This window comes from Pseudomonas sp. yb_9 (assembly GCF_043103635.1).
GTDB classification, from domain to species: domain Bacteria; phylum Pseudomonadota; class Gammaproteobacteria; order Pseudomonadales; family Pseudomonadaceae; genus Aquipseudomonas; species Aquipseudomonas monteilii.
Genome location: NZ_JBICKA010000084.1, coordinates 63,862 through 79,702, shown reverse-complemented (window position 1 = coordinate 79,702; position 15,841 = coordinate 63,862). Strand labels below are relative to the sequence as shown.

Sequence of the window (15,841 nt, the reverse complement as noted above, 5' to 3'; positions counted from 1 at the left end):
TTACTCCGCTTTGGCGTCTGCTTTCGCCGCGTTGGCCTGATCAGGGCTGGCCGGCTTCTTGACGTTGGTGGCTTCGCTGACCTTCACTTCGACGCCCGGGCGCACGTACTGCAGCCCTTCGGTGATCAGGCGGTCACCCGGGTTGAGGCCTTCCTCGATCAGCCAGTCGCTGCCCAGGGTACGGTTGGCTTTGAGCTGGCGCAGCTCGACCTTGTTCTCCTGGTTGACCACCAGCGCGGTCGGCGCGCCTTTGAGGTCGCGGGTCACGCCCTGTTGCGGTGCCAGGATGGCGTTGGCGTTGACACCGGCCTTCAGCCGCGCATGCACGAACATGCCAGGCAGCAGGGTGTGGTCGGGGTTGGGGAAGATGGCGCGCAGGGTGACCGAGCCGGTGGTCTCGTCGACCGCGACTTCGGAGAACTCCAGGCGACCTTCCTGCTTGAACAGGCTGCCGTCTTCCAGCACCAGCTGTACCGAGGCGGTGTTGTCGCCGGCCTTCTGCAACTGGCCGCTTTCCAGGTCACGGCGCAGCTTGAGCAGCTCGGCGGTGGACTGGGTGACGTCGACGTAGATCGGGTCGAGCTGCTGGATGGTGGCCATGGCGTTGCTCTGGCCATTGCTCACCAGCGCACCTTCGGTGACCGAAGAACGGCCGATACGGCCACTGATCGGTGCCAGCACCTTGGTGTAGCGCAGGTCGATCTGGGCGCTTTTCAGCGAAGCCTCGGCCTGCAATCGTTTGGCATTGGCGTCGTCGTATTCCTGTTTGGAAACGGCTTGCTCGTCGATCAGTTGCTTGTAGCGCTCAGCCAGCGAGCGGGTAGCCTGCAGGTTGGCCTGGGCATTGGCCAGGGTGGCTTCGTACACGGCTGGGTCGATCTGGTAGAGCTGCTGGCCTTCCTTGACCTCACTGCCTTCCTTGAACAGGCGCTTGAGGATAATGCCGTTGACCTGCGGGCGCACTTCGGCGATGCGGTAGGCACTGGTACGCCCCGGCAATTCCGAGGTCAGGGTGAAGGCTTGGGGCTGGATGGTCACGACGCCGACCTGAGGAGCCTGCGCCGCTGGCGCTGCTTCTTCTTTCTTACAGCCACTGAGCAGGGTTGCCAGGGCGACGGCGGAAACCAGAGCGGTAACGGCTGGCTTGAATTGCATGAGGATCCTCGGGTCGCTGGAGCAGGGAGACGCTCAAGAGTAGTGGAAGTGTCTTGATCTGGAAAAGATGCTATCCGGTAGATAAATAGCTTGCTAAGGAATATACTTACATTCATGGTTGTTTGTAAATACCGCTGAGTTGTACTTAGGTACCGCCACAGCCCTTGATTAGCTCATCCGCGAGGCCCCCTGCAGAGGTGCCCCCGGAGCGTTTCCCGTACGCGCTGCGCGTTCGGGCCAGATGAGGTTGTACTGCCATGGTCCGTCGAACCAAAGAGGAAGCCCAGGAAACCCGCGCCCAGATCATCGAGGCGGCGGAAAAGGCCTTCTACAAGCGCGGGGTTGCGCGAACCACCCTGGCCGACATCGCCGAACTGGCGGGTGTGACGCGCGGGGCGATCTACTGGCACTTCAACAACAAGGCCGAGCTGGTGCAGGCGCTGCTCGACAGCCTGCACGAGACCCATGACCATTTGGCGCGGGCCAGCGAAAGCGAGGATGAAGTCGACCCGCTTGGCTGCATGCGCAAGCTGTTGTTGCAGGTGTTCAACGAGCTGGTGCTCGATGCCCGAACCCGGCGTATCAATGAAATCCTGCATCACAAGTGCGAGTTCACCGATGACATGTGTGAAATTCGCCAGCAGCGCCAGGGCGCGGTGCTGGATTGCCACAAGGGCATCACCCTGGCGCTAGCCAATGCCGTGCGCCGGGGCCAGTTGCCTGGCGAGCTGGATGTCGAGCGCGCGGCGGTGGCCATGTTTGCCTATGTCGATGGCCTGATCGGGCGCTGGCTGTTGCTGCCTGACAGTGTCGATCTGTTGGGTGATGTCGAAAAATGGGTCGACACCGGGTTGGATATGCTGCGCTTGAGCCCGGCGCTGCGCAAATGACACTTTGTTAAGGATTGTGAGGGAGTGTTTCCCCTTTGTATTAAGCGGGGATTAAAGGCGGGGCTGGCGGGTGGCCCCGGGCTTCATCGCCCCCGCAGTTGCCGGTCGGGCAATGCCACTGCGGCTACTAGCCCGAGCACCGCAATCAGGGCACTCCCCATCAGTAAATGACGGAATGTTTCAGTCAGGCGCGCCTGTGTCACCAGGTCCACTTCACCGGCCTTCAGGCTCCCCAGCAACGGGTTACCCAGCATTTCGAATCCGCCCTGATGCAGCAGCGCCAGCAACAGGCTGGACATGCACGCCACGCCCATGGCCCCGCCCAGCGAACGGAACAGGTTGGTGGTGCTGGTGGCCACACCAATGTCTTTGCTTTCCACCGCGCTTTGCGTGCCCACCAGCGATGTCGGGAACTGCAGCCCGCAGGCGATGCCGGTCAGCAGCATGAACAGCGCGCTGAGCAAAGCCGATTGTGGCGGCGTTAGCGCCATGGCGAAAATGGCCACGGGCATCAACAACGCACCGGCCAGAATCTGCGGCTTGTAGCGCCCCGTGCGGCTGGTCATGCGACCGCCGGTGAAGGCGCCAAGGGGCAGGCCCATGGCCAGTGGCAACAGGTGCAGCGCGGCGCTGTCGGCGCCAGCACCCGTGATGCCCTGGTAGCGCAACGGCATGAGCATCGTCAGGGAAATCGACTGGAAGCTGGCGAAGAAGATCACCCCCCAGCACAGCACCGCCACCCGATTGCTGAACAAGCCCAAGGGCAATAGCGGCTCCGGGCAGCGCCGCTCATGGGCGATGAACAACGCCAGGCCCAGTACAGCGCAGGCGAACAGGGCCAGTACGGCAGGATCAATCCAGGCGTGGCCCTGACCGACCAAGGTGATGCCCAGCAACAAGCTGCCCAGGCCGAGAATCAGCAGCACGGCGCCGAGGTAATCCACCTGGGCCTCGCGTCGCTGCGCCGGCATGCCACCGAGGGCACGGCGGATCGCCCACAAGGCAACCAGCCCCAGCGGCAGGTTGATCCAGAATATCCAGCGCCACGACAAGTACTCGGTCAGCCAGCCGCCCAGCACTGGCCCGGCGACGCTGGCTACGGCGTACATGCTGCTGAAATAACCCTGGTAGCGGCCGCGCTCACGCGGTGGCACGAAATCGCCGATGATCGCCTGGCTGACAGAGACCATGCCGCCCGCGCCAATGCCCTGCAGTACACGGGCCAGCACCAGCTGTTGCATGTCCTGGGCCATGGCGCACGCGATGGAGGCCAGGGTGAACAGGCTGATACCGGTCAGGATCATCCGCCGCCGCCCGTACAGATCGCCCAGTTTGCCGTAGATCGGCACGGCCACGGTCATCGCCACCATGTAACCGGAGATCACCCAGGCCAGCAGGCCGACATCGTTGAACTGGGCGGAAATCGCCGGCAGCGAGACGGCGACGATGGTCTGGTCCAGTGCGCCGAGGAAAATGGCCAGCATGAGAGCGGTGAGCACATTGCGCAGGGTGGTGGGGGGCAGGGCGGCGGTCACGGGAATACCTTGTCTGTCTGTTACGGCCTCTTTGTGGGCACGTCGGATTGTAACCTGAGTTAGGTAGCTTCCTATGTACTATCTGCATCCCCTATGCCGAATCGGCATTGGCGCATTCATCCAGTGCTGCATGGCTGCGTGATATCGTTGGTATGCCACAGAGGCTGAAATTCGCGGCCTGCACCAGCTTGGTGCAACATTATGCCGCAGGTGTTTCAGTGTGCTGTCTCCCACACCTTTTATTCCTCTGCCTGCATGTCGAGCATGACCGCCCAGATGGCGACGGTTGGAACAGGTCAGGTAGACCCGATTACAGGGGTCGGTAGTTACCGTTCAAATTTCAACTTAAATTGCGGAGTGATCATGCCCAAGGCTTCCCATCAAGATCTGCGTTTTGCCTTCCGCGAGCTGCTCGCTTCAGGTTCCTGTTACCACACTGCATCGGTGTTCGACCCGATGTCGGCGCGCATTGCCGCAGACCTCGGCTTCGAGGTCGGTATCCTCGGTGGTTCCGTTGCTTCATTGCAGGTATTGGCCGCGCCGGACTTTGCCCTCATTACCCTCAGCGAGTTCGTCGAGCAAGCCACCCGTATTGGCCGGGTAGCGCAACTGCCCGTGCTGGCTGACGCCGACCATGGCTATGGCAACGCGCTGAACGTGATGCGCACGGTGATCGAACTGGAGCGCGCCGGCGTGGCTGCGTTGACCATCGAGGACACCTTGCTGCCTGCCCAGTTCGGGCGCAAGTCTACCGACCTGATTCCGGTCGAGGAGGGCGTTGGCAAGATTCGTGCGGCGCTGGAGGCACGGGTCGATTCGTCGTTGTCGATCATTGCCCGCACCAACGCAGGCGTGCTGACCACCGAAGAAATCATCGTGCGCACCCAGAGCTACCAGAAAGCCGGTGCCGATGGCATCTGCATGGTGGGGGTAAAGGACTTCGAGCAGCTTGAGCAAATTGCCGAGCATCTGACCGTGCCGCTGATGCTGGTCACCTATGGCAACCCGAACCTGCGCGATGACGAGCGCCTGGCGCGCCTGGGCGTGCGTATCGTGGTCGATGGCCACGCGGCCTACTTTGCTGCGATCAAGGCCACCTACGACTGCCTGCGCCTGCAACGCGGCCAGCAGAACAAGTCGGAAAACCTCAGCGCGACCGAACTCTCGCACACCTACACCCAACCCGAGGACTACATCCGCTGGGCCAAGGAATACATGAGCGTGGAAGAGTGACCGGCGGCGCGCCGTCAACTCAACGGACGGCGCTCAAGGTTGCGGTGTGAGGCACGCAATGTGCCTGCTCGCAGCTGTTGGCGGCACTGGGCTGGCTGCGTAACAGCTCGGCGCGCCAACAGGCTGAGCCGTACAGCCCTGCGACAGCAGTCAGGGCCATGACAAGGGCGACTCTTCTTGATTTGATGCCCATGGTACTCACCTCCAGTTACAGCGACAGGTGATACCGTTAAGCGTAGGTCATTTCTCACGTTACATCAGAGATCCCGGTCCCACTCGGGTTCGTTCTTGAACCGCTGCACCAGAAAATCCAGCATGCTGCGCAAGGTTGCCGGCATGTGCTTGCGTGACGTGTACACCGCATTCAGGTTCAGTTCGCGGGGCTTTGCCTCGGGCAGCAGGCGCACCAGTTCGCCCCGGCGCAGGGCGTCGGCGGCCTGGTAGGTTGGCAGCATGGCGATACCCGCGCCAGCCAGCGCGGCCTTTTGCAATGTCATGGCTTCGTTTGCACTGATATTCCCCGTCACCGGCACGGCGATCTGTTGGCCGCCCACGTCGAAATGCCACAGGCTATGGCCGAAATAGGCATGGGTCAGGCAGTTATGCCGGCTCAGTTCTTCGACCCGCTGTGGGGTGCCATGCTCAAGCAGGTAGGCGGGGGACGCACACACCACCGAGCGGCATATGCTCAGGCGCCGGGCGATCAGGTTGGGGTCCAGGTCGTTGCTGGTGCGGATGGCCAGGTCGATACGCTCGTCCACCAGGTTGACGGTACGGTCGAGCATCTGCAGTTCCACGTTCACACCTGGATAGCGCCGCACATAGGCCGCCACCGCATCCACCAGCTGCGCCTGGCCAAAGGACGTACTGACGCTGATGCGCAATGCGCCCTTGGGCGCGTCATCCGGCTGTTGCACGGCAGCCTGCAGGTCACCGGCCAACTCCAGCAACTGCCGACAGCGTGGCAGGGTTTCCTGGCCGGCGGCGGTGAGGCTGAGCTTGCGTGTGGTGCGCTGCATCAGGCGCGCGCCCACCCAGTCTTCCAGCGCTGCCAGATAGCGCGACACCACCGGCCGCGATAGCTGCAAATGATCCGCCGCTGCCGACTGGCTACCCAGGTCGACGACGGTGACGAAAACGCGCATGGCGTTGAGACGGTCCATGATTTGCCCGGTTTCAGAAACAAACTATGTTCGAGCATCGCATTTTTTGTCATGGATCGGGCAACTAAGCTGTTGGCCATCGTTATCTGGAAGGCGTTGCCAATGTCCCTGTTCACTCCCTTGCGTGGCCTGCTGCTGGCCTGCGTTACCCTGGCCGGCCCGGTGCTGGCCGCCGAACCCTTGAAGCTGGAAGTCTACAACCCTGGGCATGAGGCCATCTTCCCGGTCAGTTCGGTGATTGTCAGTGGCGAGCACGATGCCGTGCTGGTCGATGCCCAGTTCGGTAAGGCCCAGGCCCAGCAACTGGTGCAGCGCCTGCGAGCTGGTGGCAAGCACCTGACTACCATCTATATCAGCCACGGTGACCCGGATTACTACTTCGGCCTGGACACCCTGACAAATGCTTTCCCCGACGCCAAGGTGCTGGCCTCGGCCGCCACTGTCGCGCATATCCGTCAGACCATGGACCCCAAGCTGGCGTACTGGGGCCCGCATATGGGGGCAGACAAACCGGCACGGCTGGTGCTGCCACAGGTACTGGAAGGCAACCGATTGACGCTGGAAGGGCAGGCCCTTGAGGTGGTTGGCCTTGACGGTCCGCAACCAGACCGCAGCTTTGTGTGGATCCCGTCGATCAAGGCGGTGGTCGGCGGCGTGGTGGTGTCCGAGCACATTCATGTGTGGATGGCCGATACCCAGACGGCCCAGTCGCATACCGACTGGCTCAGCACCCTGGCGCACATCGAATCGCTGGCGCCGCGTACGGTCATCCCGGGCCATTACCTGGGGAACAGCAGCCGCTCGCTGGAGGCTGTGCGTTTCACGGCGAACTACATTCGTGACTTCGATGCCCAAGCGGCCAAGGCAAAAGACGCGGGTGCCTTGATCGAGGCGATGAAGCAACGTTACCCGGGCCTGGCCGATGAAAGCTCCCTGGAGCTGGGTGCCAAGGTCGCCAAGGGCGAGATGAAGTGGTAATTCCGTTCAATTTGATGGAGAGTATCCCATGAGCAAGATCGCAATCATCGGTGCCACTGGCCGTGCTGGCAGCCAGTTGCTGGAAGAGGCCCTGCGCCGTGGCCACAGTGTATTGGCCATCGCCCGTGACCCTTCGAAACTGCAGGGCCGGGAGGGAGTGACCGTCAAGGAGCTGGATGCCAAGGACAGCGCGGCCCTGCAAGCCGCGGTCACGGGCGTGGATGCCGTGCTGAGCGCTGCGCATTTCTCGACCATCGAGCCGCACGCAATCATCGAGTCGGTCAAGCGGGCCGGGGTCAAGCGCTTGCTGGTGGTGGGCGGTGCGGGCAGCCTGCTGTTGCCGTCGGGGCACCGGGTGATCGACAGCCCGGACTTCCCGGAAGCCTACAAGGCCGAGGCCACTGCCGGGGTGCGTTTTCTGGAGGCGCTGCAACGGGAGCCGAACCTGGACTGGACCTTCCTGTCGCCGTCGGCGGAGTTTGTCGAAGGTGAGCGCAGCGGGCGGTACACGCTGGGCAAGGATCATCTGCTGATTGGTGCGGATGGCAAGAGTTGGATCACCTTTGCCGATTATGCGATTGCCATGATCGATGAGCTGGAAAAGCCGGCGCATTCGCGGCAGCGTTTTACCGTCGGGTATTGAGTCGCCCCCTTCGCGGGCATGCCCGCGAAGGGGCTTCATAGGCTGGCCTGGCTCTCCAGCCAGTCCAGCAATTCCACCAACCCCGGCGGCAAGCTTCTGGCCTGGCTCACCAGGTAATACCCCTTGCCGGTCATCACCTTCAGCGCAAACGGCATGCACAGCCGCCCCCCGCGCAGGTCATCCCCAATCAGCGACCAGTCGCCAATTGCCACCCCGGTCCCCTGCGAGGCCATGGCCATCGCCATGTCCAGCGTCTCGAAATGCTGCTTGGGCCCATGAGCGGCCAACGTCACCCCGGCCGCCTGCAACCACAACCGCCAGTCATGTTCATCCCGTGATGGATGCAGCAGCATGTGCCGCGCCAGGTCCTCCACCTGGCGCAATGGTATCGGCCCGTCGCATAGCGAGGGCGCACATACCGGCGTCAGCTGTTCATCGAACAACTTGCGCACCTGTAACCCGTGGTTCGGCGTGTCGCCATACACCACCGCCGCATCAAAGCCCTCCCGGCGGAAGTCCACCCCGTGCTGCACCGTGGTCGTCAGCTCCACCGGCACATCCGGGCGCAGTGCTTGCCACTCCATAAGGCGTGGCAGTAACCAACGCATCACGCAGGTGGGCGCCTTGAGCTGCAAAGTCGTGCTGCGTCCGCCCACCTCATTCACGCCTTGTTCGATCAGTGCGAACACCTGCTGCACCCGTGGCAGCCAGTCCTGGCCTTCACGGGTCAGGCTCAGCCCACGGGCCTGGCGCTGGAACAACGCATACCCCAGGTGCTCCTCAAGGGCCGCGATCTGGCGGCTGACGGCGCCTTGCGTGATGTGTAGCTGTTGCCCGGCACGGGTGAAATTGCAGTGCTGGGCGGTCACCAGAAAGGTGTGCAGGGCGGCTAAGGGCGGTAGGCGTTTCATTGCGATAAGCCATGATTACAGGACATGGCTAGTATGTGTTTTTTTGCATTGTGGTGGTAGTCATGGGTTGGGTCCAATAAGCACATAACCCAACCAGATTCATGGTGAACCCTGATGGCAACGTGCGGCGAAGTACTGGTCAAACTCCTTGAAGGCTATGGCGTGGACCATGTCTTCGGCATTCCCGGTGTACATACCGTGGAGCTCTATCGCGGCCTGGCGGGTTCGTCCATTCGCCACATCACCCCGCGCCACGAGCAGGGTGCCGGGTTCATGGCTGACGGCTATGCGCGCACCCGTGGCAAACCCGGAGTGTGCTTCATCATCACTGGCCCGGGCATGACCAACATCACCACGGCGATGGGCCAGGCCTATGCCGATTCGATCCCGATGCTGGTGATTTCCAGCGTGCAGTCCCGTGACCAGTTGGGCGGTGGCCGTGGCAAGCTGCACGAGCTGCCCAACCAGGCGGCGCTGGTGTCGGGTGTGGCTGCGTTTTCTCACACCTTGATGAGTGCAGCAGACCTGCCGCAGGTGCTGGCCCGGGCATTTGCCGTGTTCGACAGTGCCCGACCACGCCCGGTGCATATCGAAATCCCGCTCGACGTGCTGGTCGAACCGGCTGATTTCCTGCTGCCGGGCCGGCCCGTGCGCGGTAGCCGTGCGGGGGCTGCCCCGCAAGCTGTAACACAGATGGCTGAGCGCCTGGCCTGTGCAAAGCGGCCGTTGATTCTGGCTGGGGGGGGCGCGTTGGCAGCCGGTGCTGCCCTGGCACGCCTGGCCGAACACCTTCAGGCACCGGTGGCGCTCACCATCAATGCCAAGGGTTTGCTGCCGGCCAGCCACCCGCTGCAAATCGGTTCGACCCAGTCGTTGCCTGCCACGCGGGCGCTCGTCGCCGAGGCCGACGTGGTGCTGGCGATCGGTACCGAACTGGCTGAAACCGATTATGACGTGACGTTCAAGGGTGGCTTCGAGATCCCGGGAAGCCTGCTGCGCATCGACATCGACCCGGACCAGACCGTGCGCAATTACCTGCCGGAGCTGGCGCTGGTGGCTGATGCCGAATTGGCCGCCGAAGCGCTGCTCGGTGCTTTGCAGACTCAGCTGCAACCCGTGCGTGAAAGCACCTGGGGTGTGGCCCGGGTGGCCAATCTGCGCCAGGCTCTGGCGGCAGGCTGGGACCAGTCGACACTGAGCCAGACGCGTTTGCTGAGCGCCATTCTTGAGCGCCTGCCCAATGCCATCCTGGTGGGCGATTCGACCCAGCCGGTGTACACCGGCAACCTGACCCTGGACATGGATCAGCCACGTCGCTGGTTCAATGCCTCGACCGGCTACGGCACCCTGGGTTATGCGCTACCTGCGGCCATGGGCGCCTGGCTCGGGAGTGCGGAGCAAACCGGACAGCGTGCGCCTGCGGTGTGCCTGATTGGCGATGGTGGTATGCAATTCACCCTGCCGGAGCTGGCCAGCGCGGTGGAGGCGCAGGTGCCGCTGATCGTGCTGCTGTGGAATAACCAGGGGTACGAGGAAATCAAGAAGTACATGGTCAACCGGGCGATCGAGCCTGTTGGTGTGGATATTCATACGCCGGACTTCATCGGCGTGGCGCGGGCGTTGGGCGCGGCGGCGGAGAATGTGGCGGATGTGGCGCAGTTGCAGGCGGCGCTGGGGCAGGCGGTGGAACGCAAGGGGCCGACCTTGATTCAGGTGGACCAGAATCAGTGGCAAGGGACAGTTTCGGGTTGAACTGAAGCTGTTGCCTGTACCGACCCTTTCGCGGGCGAGCCCGCGAAGAGGCCGGTACAGCCACCAAAAAGTTTTAGACAGCAGTGGCTCTCAATCTGGCCACATCCCGAATCGGCGGCGCTCCATACAGCCTGCTGTACTCCCGGCTGAACTGCGACGGGCTCTCATACCCCACCCGATAAGCCGCCACCGCCGCCTCCAGCCCGTCATTGAGCATCAACCTCCGCGCCTCCTGCAGGCGCAGCTGTTTCTGGTACTGCAACGGGCTCATCGACGTCACTGCCTTGAAGCGGTGATGCAGGGTCGAGGTGCTGAGGTTGACCTCCCGGGCCAGGTCCTCGATACGCAGCGGCTGTTGATAGTTGTTGTTGAGCCAGGTAATGGCCTGGCAAACCCGGTGCGTCTGGCTGTTGGCCAAGGCAATCTCGTACAGCCGATAACCCTGCGGCCCGCGCAACAAACGGTAGAGAATTTCACGGCGGAACAACGGCGCCAACATCGCGATATCGCGCGGTGTGTCCAGCAGTCGGATCAGCCTCAGCAGGGCATCCAGCAATGGCGCATCGGTTCTGTCCACATACAAACCGCGACCGGAAGGCCGGTTGGGCACCAGCATCGGCCCGCTCTCGGCAATCAGCTGGCTGATCTCTGCCGGGTCCAGGTCTATGCGCAATCCAAGGCTGGGGTGTTCGGGGCTGGCGTCGAGCTTTACGCCGCTCAGTGGCAGGGTTACCGAAACCACCATGTAGTGCAGCGGGTCGTAGGCATATTGTTCGTCACCGAGGAACAGGCTTTTGCTGCCCTGGGCCAGGATGCACAGCGCGGGTTGAGCGAGGGTCGGCACCGAGCGCACGTTCTCGGTGTAGCGCACCAGGAACAAGCCATCGATGGCCGAGGCCGGGCCGTGGGGCTCGCCGGCATGGCGGCGGATCAGTTCCGCAAGCTCCTGGCGCTGCAATTCCAGGGGTGGGTCGATGGGTGTCGGTGTGGTCATGGTGGATTTCCTCTGCTGACCGACGCAGCATAGGTTTGGGCAATGGCGGGCGCTAGTCGAAAGCTGCACGTCGATTGCCTGATCCTGCCGCGCTGCAGGATCAGGCAATCGGCATGCAGTAATGGCCTAACGCGCCGCGCGAGGCAGCCCCTAACCTTGGCAGCCTGGCTTTTCCGTCCGCCTGCTTCAAGGAGATTGTGCAATGACCTCAAAACAACCGGTCACCCACCTTGCTTTCATCCGTGCCAGCAGCGGGCGCTCGGCCGAGTTGGGGGCGCGACTGCGTGACCTGCTCGAACCCTCGCTGCGAGCGCCGGGCTGCCTGAGTTTCACGGTACAGCGCTCCCAGGCGGATGCCGACCTTTGGTTGCTCAGCGGTAGCTGGCAGGACCAGCAGGCGATGAGTGGCTACTTCGCCTCGCCAACGTTGGAGGTGTTTGGCGAGTTGGTGCAGGCACAGGTGGTCAGCAGCTTGGACCTGCATACCTTCGATTGATCAGTGATGGGGTAAAATGACCGCCTTGTTCAACCAGGTGGATAGCAACATGGCACGTAGGGAATTCCCGCATTTCGAAGCGGTTTCGGCAATGGTCCCGGTCGAGGGGGGCGGCTACAACGCGGCCATTGCGGTCAAGGCCTTGGGCATGGGCGGCGCGCCGCGTTTTCACAAGGTACTGGACGGGCAGGTGTTCAAGGGGGCCGTAGCCGCCGACGAAGCGGCTACGGCCGAGCTGCAACGCCTGCAAGGCGTCAGCGAAGAGGGCGAGCTGATCTGGTGATCAGGCCGGCGGGCGGGCCATCTTGAACAGGTTGCCCAGCTCGAAGTAGTCCGCCGGGCCACCGCCACGCAGGATCGGTTCGGCGGCAGCGGTGTCGTAGATGCCGTTTTTCAGCAGGTGCTCGGCAATGTGCACCGCCACCACCTCACCCAGGATCAGCCAGCTGGGCACTAGCGCCTGGTCTGCCCGCTTGAGCTGCACGATCTGGCTGACCTTGCACTCGAAGGCCACGGGGGTTTCCCCCACGCGCGGTACGTTGACGATGCTCGACGGCGTGGCAGTGAGGCCGCTCAATTCAAATTCGTTTACTTCGGCCGCAACCGGTGCGCAGCTCTGGTTCATCTGCTCAGCCAGCGGGCGGGTGGCCAGGTTCCAGACAAATTCGCCGGTCTGTTCGATGTTGTTCAGGCTGTCTTTGCGCCCGACGCTGCAGAAACCGATGATTGGCGGGATGTAGTTGAACGCGTTGAAAAAGCTGTAGGGCGCCAGGTTCAGGCGGCCTTCACGGTCTTGCGAGGAGATCCAGCCGATGGGGCGGGGGCCGACGATGGCGTTGAACGGGTCGTGGGGCAGGCCGTGGCCTTTGGCGGGTTCGTAGTAATACATCTGTGCTGGGCTTGCTGGCCCACCTCCTGGGTTGCGAGGTGCCTAGTGTGCCAAGCCTGTGCCCGTCTGCAAATGATCAAGCCCGGCCAAAGCCGGGCTGGGTGCTCGCATCGGGGATCAACTGATGCGGTGGGCGTTGGTGCGGTCGAAGCCGTCTTCGGCGAAGCGTTGGCCACCAGTGCGGTCGAAACCGTCTTCGGCGAAGCGTTGGCCACCGGTGCGGTCGAAACCGTCTTCGGCGAAGCGTTGGCCACCGGTGCGGTCGAAGCCGTCTTCGGCGAAGCGTTGGCCACCAGTGCGGTCGAAGCCATCTTCGGCAAAGCGTTGGCCACCAGTGCGGTCGAAACCATCTTCAGCGTAGGTAGCGGACTGGCTCTGTACCGCTGCAAACGTGTGGGCGTTGGTACGGTCGAAGCCATCTTCGGCGTAAGCGGCAGCTGCGAAAACCGAGAGGGCCAGGGTAAGGATCAGTTTGTTTTTCATGGTCGTTGCTCCAAGGGCTACAAGGGTTGTTTGTTTCTATGGGTTTAATCCTACGCCGATTAATTTGATTAAAAAGCGCAAAAAATAGCGATTAAAAATCTAATTATTCGATCTATATGGGAGCGCTTCGCGTGAATCACGCTGTGGCATCACCCAAGAGCCGCATGCCCGCGCGTCGTCGTTCTGTCAGCTATTTCAGCTTGAAGGGTGGGAATTCATGGGACGTTAAGAACGAAATATTTTGTTTCAAAGATCTATCAACACTTTTTTCATGCATCACCAACCGATTTTTCAGGCCTCGATCAGCACCATCGCCGCACCTCAAACTGGAGCGGCACAACAATGAACAAACTCCCGCAAATCACCTTGGCCTTCTGGGTCATGAAGATCTGCGCTACCACCCTTGGCGAAACGGCGGGCGACTTGCTGTCGATGACGCTGAACGTTGGCTATGCCGTCAGCTCGCTGCTGTTGATCAGCGTGTTCCTGCTGACCTTGCTCGGCCAGCTCTACTCGCGCCGCTACCACCCGATGCTGTATTGGCTGGTGATCCTCTCCACCAGTACCGCCGGCACCACCATGTCCGACTTCATGGACCGCACCCTGGGCCTGGGTTATGCCACGGGGTCGGCCTTGCTCATCGGCATCCTGCTGCTGACCTTCCTGCTGTGGCGCCTGAGCGGCAACCCACTGGATGTCACCCGAATCAAGAACCGCACGGGCGAGCTGTTCTACTGGGTGGCGATCCTGTTTTCCAACACGCTTGGTACCGCCCTGGGCGATTACCTGGCCGATGATTCGGGGCTCGGTTTTGCTGGCGGCGCGTTGCTGATCGGCAGTGCCATTGCCTTGGTAGTGGTGGCCCGCTACTGGACGCGTATTCCAGGCGTCGTGCTGTTCTGGGTGGCGTTCGTGCTTACCCGCCCGTTTGGCGCCACGCTGGGCGATGTCCTGACCAAACCCCATGAAAAGGGTGGCCTGGACTTTGGCACGGTCGGCTCTTCGGCTGTGCTGGGCGGGGTGTTGCTGGTGCTGGTGCTGATGGCCAGCTGGTACCAGCGCCGTGAGCCGCGTCAGGCGTTGGAGATGTCTTGAGCCAGGTTTCAGGAGCTGGTGAGCCGATTAATTGAGCTATTCGGCTCACATGATGAGCCGAATAGGATTAATCATTGGCTCATCGAATCACATCATGCATTCACAATGCATGAAAAAAGGGCGCCCGAAACGGTGCGCCCTTCTTCATTGCGGCAGGCTCAAACTCACTCAGTTGTAATCCGCGAGTGCTGCTTGGTGTCCTTCATGGTTGCATATACCAGAAGCGAACAGGCGATGCAGGCGGTGACGTACCAGTAGAAGCCGCTCTCCATGCCAGCGCTCTTGAACCACAGGGCCACGTATTCGGCGGTGCCGCCGAAGATGGACACGGTCAGGGCGTACGGCAGGCCCACGCCCAGGGCGCGAATTTCCGTCGGGAACAGCTCTGCCTTGACCACTGCGTTGATCGAGGTGTAGCCGCTGACGATGATCAGCGCGGCCATGATCAGGAAGAACGCGCCCCACCAGGTCTGGATGGTGTGCAAGGTGCTGAGGATCGGGACGGTGAACAGGGTGCCGAGCACACCGAAGGCGATCAGGATCGGGCGACGGCCGATCTTGTCGGACAGCCCACCAATCACCGGCTGCAGACACATGAACAGGAACAGTGTGGCGGCCGAGATGGTGGTCGAGTCGCTGATGCTCATGCCCACGGTGTTGACCAGGTACTTCTGCATGTAGGTGGTGTAGGTGTAGAAGGCTAAGGTGCCGCCCATGGTCAGGCCGACCACGGTCATCAGCTCTTTGGGGTGGCGCATCAGGGTGCGCATCAGGCTTTCCTTGGCCTTTTCCTTCTTGGTGAACGAGGCGGTTTCTTCCATGCCGCGACGCAGGTACAGGGCCACCACGGCGCACAGCGCACCGATCACGAACGGCACACGCCAGCCCCAGGCGTACAGCTGCTCGGTGGTCAGGGTCTGCTGCAGGATGATCAGTACTGCCAGGGCGATGAGCTGGCCGGAGATCAGGGTCACGTACTGGAAGCTGGAGAAGAAACCACGGCGGTCCTTGCTGGCCATTTCGCTGAGGTAGGTGGCCGAGGTGCCGTATTCACCACCCACCGACAGGCCCTGCATCAGGCGCGCAATCACCAGCAGGATCGGTGCGGCGACACCGATGGTTTCGTAGCCCGGGGTCAGGGCGATGACCAGCGAGCCTGCGCACATCAGCAGTACCGAAGCCATCAGCGCGGCCTTGCGGCCCTTGCGGTCGGCGTACAGGCCCATCAACCAGCCACCGATCGGGCGCATCAGGAAGCCCACGGCGAAGATCGCGGCGGTGTTGAGCAGTTGTGCGGTGGAGTCGCCGGCCGGGAAGAAGGCCTTGGCGAAGTACAGCGAGAATGCGGCGTAGACGTACCAGTCGTACCATTCGACCATGTTGCCGATGGACCCGCTGAAGATCGACTTCAGGCGGCTGGCGGTGGTTTTTTCCGCGGCGGGCGCAGTGGCCGCCCCGGCGGGCAGGGAGGTGGCGTTATCCATCAGGGATACCTTCTCGTTGTTTTTGTGGAGCGCGCCGTGGCGCAGCTTGCCAAGGCAATTGCAGAAGGTGTGCCAAATGGGTGCGGGGTGATTCATTTGGGGGCGTTGCGAGCTCCGCGAACCCCGTAATAGCAAGCCTT

Annotated in this window: 16 protein-coding genes; 8 read left to right on the top strand and 8 right to left on the bottom strand. The window is 62.1% G+C overall.

Annotated features, from left to right (window positions below; all coding sequences use genetic code 11):
* On the bottom strand, nucleotides 1–1,155 hold the full coding sequence (gene ttgA / locus ACF8MI_RS22305) for a toluene efflux RND transporter periplasmic adaptor subunit TtgA (RefSeq protein WP_060497964.1): 1,155 nt from the start codon (nucleotides 1,153–1,155) through the stop codon (nucleotides 1–3).
* A gap of 257 nt (nucleotides 1,156–1,412) precedes the next feature.
* On the opposite strand from ttgA, the gene ttgR reads away from it, so the two are divergent.
* Nucleotides 1,413–2,045: an efflux transport transcriptional regulator TtgR gene (ttgR, locus tag ACF8MI_RS22300; RefSeq protein WP_021785779.1), complete on the top strand. Its 633-nt coding sequence runs from the start codon at nucleotides 1,413–1,415 to the stop codon at nucleotides 2,043–2,045.
* Between the two features lie 83 nt (nucleotides 2,046–2,128).
* Here ttgR and ACF8MI_RS22295 read toward each other — a convergent pair whose 3' ends face one another.
* Nucleotides 2,129–3,580, bottom strand: a complete 1,452-nt coding sequence (locus ACF8MI_RS22295) for an MDR family MFS transporter (protein WP_392517828.1) — start codon at nucleotides 3,578–3,580, stop codon at nucleotides 2,129–2,131.
* 363 nt (nucleotides 3,581–3,943) lie between these two features.
* Here ACF8MI_RS22295 and ACF8MI_RS22290 point away from each other — a divergent pair, with 363 nt between their 5' ends.
* Nucleotides 3,944–4,813 (top strand): oxaloacetate decarboxylase, encoded by an 870-nt coding sequence (locus tag ACF8MI_RS22290; protein WP_003259571.1) that lies wholly within the window; start codon nucleotides 3,944–3,946, stop codon nucleotides 4,811–4,813.
* Between the two features lie 257 nt (nucleotides 4,814–5,070).
* Here ACF8MI_RS22290 and ACF8MI_RS22285 read toward each other — a convergent pair whose 3' ends face one another.
* On the bottom strand, nucleotides 5,071–5,976 hold the full coding sequence (locus ACF8MI_RS22285; RefSeq protein ID WP_060497962.1) for a LysR family transcriptional regulator: 906 nt from the start codon (nucleotides 5,974–5,976) through the stop codon (nucleotides 5,071–5,073).
* Between the two features lie 102 nt (nucleotides 5,977–6,078).
* Here ACF8MI_RS22285 and ACF8MI_RS22280 point away from each other — a divergent pair, with 102 nt between their 5' ends.
* Nucleotides 6,079–6,954 carry an MBL fold metallo-hydrolase gene (locus ACF8MI_RS22280; RefSeq protein ID WP_200929127.1) on the top strand — a complete coding sequence of 292 codons (876 nt, stop codon included), beginning with the start codon at nucleotides 6,079–6,081 and terminating at the stop codon, nucleotides 6,952–6,954.
* A 28-nt stretch (nucleotides 6,955–6,982) separates the two neighbouring features.
* Nucleotides 6,983–7,597 (top strand): NAD(P)-dependent oxidoreductase, encoded by a 615-nt coding sequence (locus ACF8MI_RS22275; RefSeq protein ID WP_200929128.1) that lies wholly within the window; start codon nucleotides 6,983–6,985, stop codon nucleotides 7,595–7,597.
* A gap of 35 nt (nucleotides 7,598–7,632) precedes the next feature.
* Here ACF8MI_RS22275 and ACF8MI_RS22270 read toward each other — a convergent pair whose 3' ends face one another.
* On the bottom strand, nucleotides 7,633–8,508 hold the full coding sequence (locus ACF8MI_RS22270; RefSeq protein ID WP_060497959.1) for a LysR substrate-binding domain-containing protein: 876 nt from the start codon (nucleotides 8,506–8,508) through the stop codon (nucleotides 7,633–7,635).
* Nucleotides 8,509–8,622: 114 nt separating this feature from the next.
* Here ACF8MI_RS22270 and ACF8MI_RS22265 point away from each other — a divergent pair, with 114 nt between their 5' ends.
* Complete coding sequence (locus tag ACF8MI_RS22265; RefSeq protein WP_060497958.1) at nucleotides 8,623–10,260, top strand: 5-guanidino-2-oxopentanoate decarboxylase; 1,638 nt, start codon at nucleotides 8,623–8,625, stop codon at nucleotides 10,258–10,260.
* 73 nt (nucleotides 10,261–10,333) lie between these two features.
* On the opposite strand, the gene ACF8MI_RS22260 is transcribed toward ACF8MI_RS22265, so the two are convergent.
* Nucleotides 10,334–11,254, bottom strand: coding sequence for an AraC family transcriptional regulator (locus ACF8MI_RS22260; RefSeq protein ID WP_060497957.1), 921 nt, complete (start codon nucleotides 11,252–11,254; stop codon nucleotides 10,334–10,336).
* Nucleotides 11,255–11,456: 202 nt separating this feature from the next.
* Between ACF8MI_RS22260 and ACF8MI_RS22255 the strand changes: the two genes are divergently transcribed.
* Both ACF8MI_RS22255 and ACF8MI_RS22250 read left to right on the top strand, forming a co-directional pair.
* Nucleotides 11,457–11,750, top strand: a complete 294-nt coding sequence (locus ACF8MI_RS22255) for a putative quinol monooxygenase (protein ID WP_016713654.1) — start codon at nucleotides 11,457–11,459, stop codon at nucleotides 11,748–11,750.
* Nucleotides 11,751–11,766: 16 nt separating this feature from the next.
* Nucleotides 11,767–12,033, top strand: coding sequence for a hypothetical protein (locus ACF8MI_RS22250; protein ID WP_016713655.1), 267 nt, complete (start codon nucleotides 11,767–11,769; stop codon nucleotides 12,031–12,033).
* Here ACF8MI_RS22250 and ACF8MI_RS22245 read toward each other — a convergent pair whose 3' ends face one another.
* Both ACF8MI_RS22245 and ACF8MI_RS22240 read right to left on the bottom strand, forming a co-directional pair.
* Nucleotides 12,034–12,639, bottom strand: coding sequence for a flavin reductase family protein (locus ACF8MI_RS22245; protein WP_016713656.1), 606 nt, complete (start codon nucleotides 12,637–12,639; stop codon nucleotides 12,034–12,036).
* Between the two features lie 117 nt (nucleotides 12,640–12,756).
* Complete coding sequence (locus tag ACF8MI_RS22240) at nucleotides 12,757–13,122, bottom strand: hypothetical protein (RefSeq protein WP_060497956.1); 366 nt, start codon at nucleotides 13,120–13,122, stop codon at nucleotides 12,757–12,759.
* 342 nt (nucleotides 13,123–13,464) lie between these two features.
* Here ACF8MI_RS22240 and ACF8MI_RS22235 point away from each other — a divergent pair, with 342 nt between their 5' ends.
* Nucleotides 13,465–14,217 (top strand): hypothetical protein, encoded by a 753-nt coding sequence (locus ACF8MI_RS22235; protein ID WP_060497955.1) that lies wholly within the window; start codon nucleotides 13,465–13,467, stop codon nucleotides 14,215–14,217.
* Between the two features lie 164 nt (nucleotides 14,218–14,381).
* On the opposite strand, the gene ACF8MI_RS22230 is transcribed toward ACF8MI_RS22235, so the two are convergent.
* Nucleotides 14,382–15,701: an MFS transporter gene (locus ACF8MI_RS22230; RefSeq protein ID WP_060498004.1), complete on the bottom strand. Its 1,320-nt coding sequence runs from the start codon at nucleotides 15,699–15,701 to the stop codon at nucleotides 14,382–14,384.
* Nucleotides 15,702–15,841: the final 140 nt, after the last annotated feature.

Bases quoted from the DNA above. Each gene is read 5' to 3' on its own strand.
- ACF8MI_RS22265 (WP_060497958.1), top strand. From the start codon at position 8,623: ATGGCAACGTGCGGCGAAGTACTGGTCAAACTCCTTGAAGGCTATGGC.
- ACF8MI_RS22260 (WP_060497957.1), bottom strand. From the start codon at position 11,254: ATGACCACACCGACACCCATCGACCCACCCCTGGAATTGCAGCGCCAG.
- ttgR (WP_021785779.1), top strand. From the start codon at position 1,413: ATGGTCCGTCGAACCAAAGAGGAAGCCCAGGAAACCCGCGCCCAGATC.
- ACF8MI_RS22290 (WP_003259571.1), top strand. From the start codon at position 3,944: ATGCCCAAGGCTTCCCATCAAGATCTGCGTTTTGCCTTCCGCGAGCTG.
- ACF8MI_RS22235 (WP_060497955.1), top strand. From the start codon at position 13,465: ATGAACAAACTCCCGCAAATCACCTTGGCCTTCTGGGTCATGAAGATC.
- ACF8MI_RS22270 (WP_060497959.1), bottom strand. From the start codon at position 8,508: ATGAAACGCCTACCGCCCTTAGCCGCCCTGCACACCTTTCTGGTGACC.
- ACF8MI_RS22250 (WP_016713655.1), top strand. From the start codon at position 11,767: ATGACCGCCTTGTTCAACCAGGTGGATAGCAACATGGCACGTAGGGAA.
- ACF8MI_RS22285 (WP_060497962.1), bottom strand. From the start codon at position 5,976: ATGGACCGTCTCAACGCCATGCGCGTTTTCGTCACCGTCGTCGACCTG.
- ACF8MI_RS22230 (WP_060498004.1), bottom strand. From the start codon at position 15,701: ATGGATAACGCCACCTCCCTGCCCGCCGGGGCGGCCACTGCGCCCGCC.
- ACF8MI_RS22240 (WP_060497956.1), bottom strand. From the start codon at position 13,122: ATGAAAAACAAACTGATCCTTACCCTGGCCCTCTCGGTTTTCGCAGCT.
- ACF8MI_RS22280 (WP_200929127.1), top strand. From the start codon at position 6,079: ATGTCCCTGTTCACTCCCTTGCGTGGCCTGCTGCTGGCCTGCGTTACC.
- ttgA (WP_060497964.1), bottom strand. From the start codon at position 1,155: ATGCAATTCAAGCCAGCCGTTACCGCTCTGGTTTCCGCCGTCGCCCTG.
- ACF8MI_RS22275 (WP_200929128.1), top strand. From the start codon at position 6,983: ATGAGCAAGATCGCAATCATCGGTGCCACTGGCCGTGCTGGCAGCCAG.
- ACF8MI_RS22245 (WP_016713656.1), bottom strand. From the start codon at position 12,639: ATGTATTACTACGAACCCGCCAAAGGCCACGGCCTGCCCCACGACCCG.
- ACF8MI_RS22255 (WP_016713654.1), top strand. From the start codon at position 11,457: ATGACCTCAAAACAACCGGTCACCCACCTTGCTTTCATCCGTGCCAGC.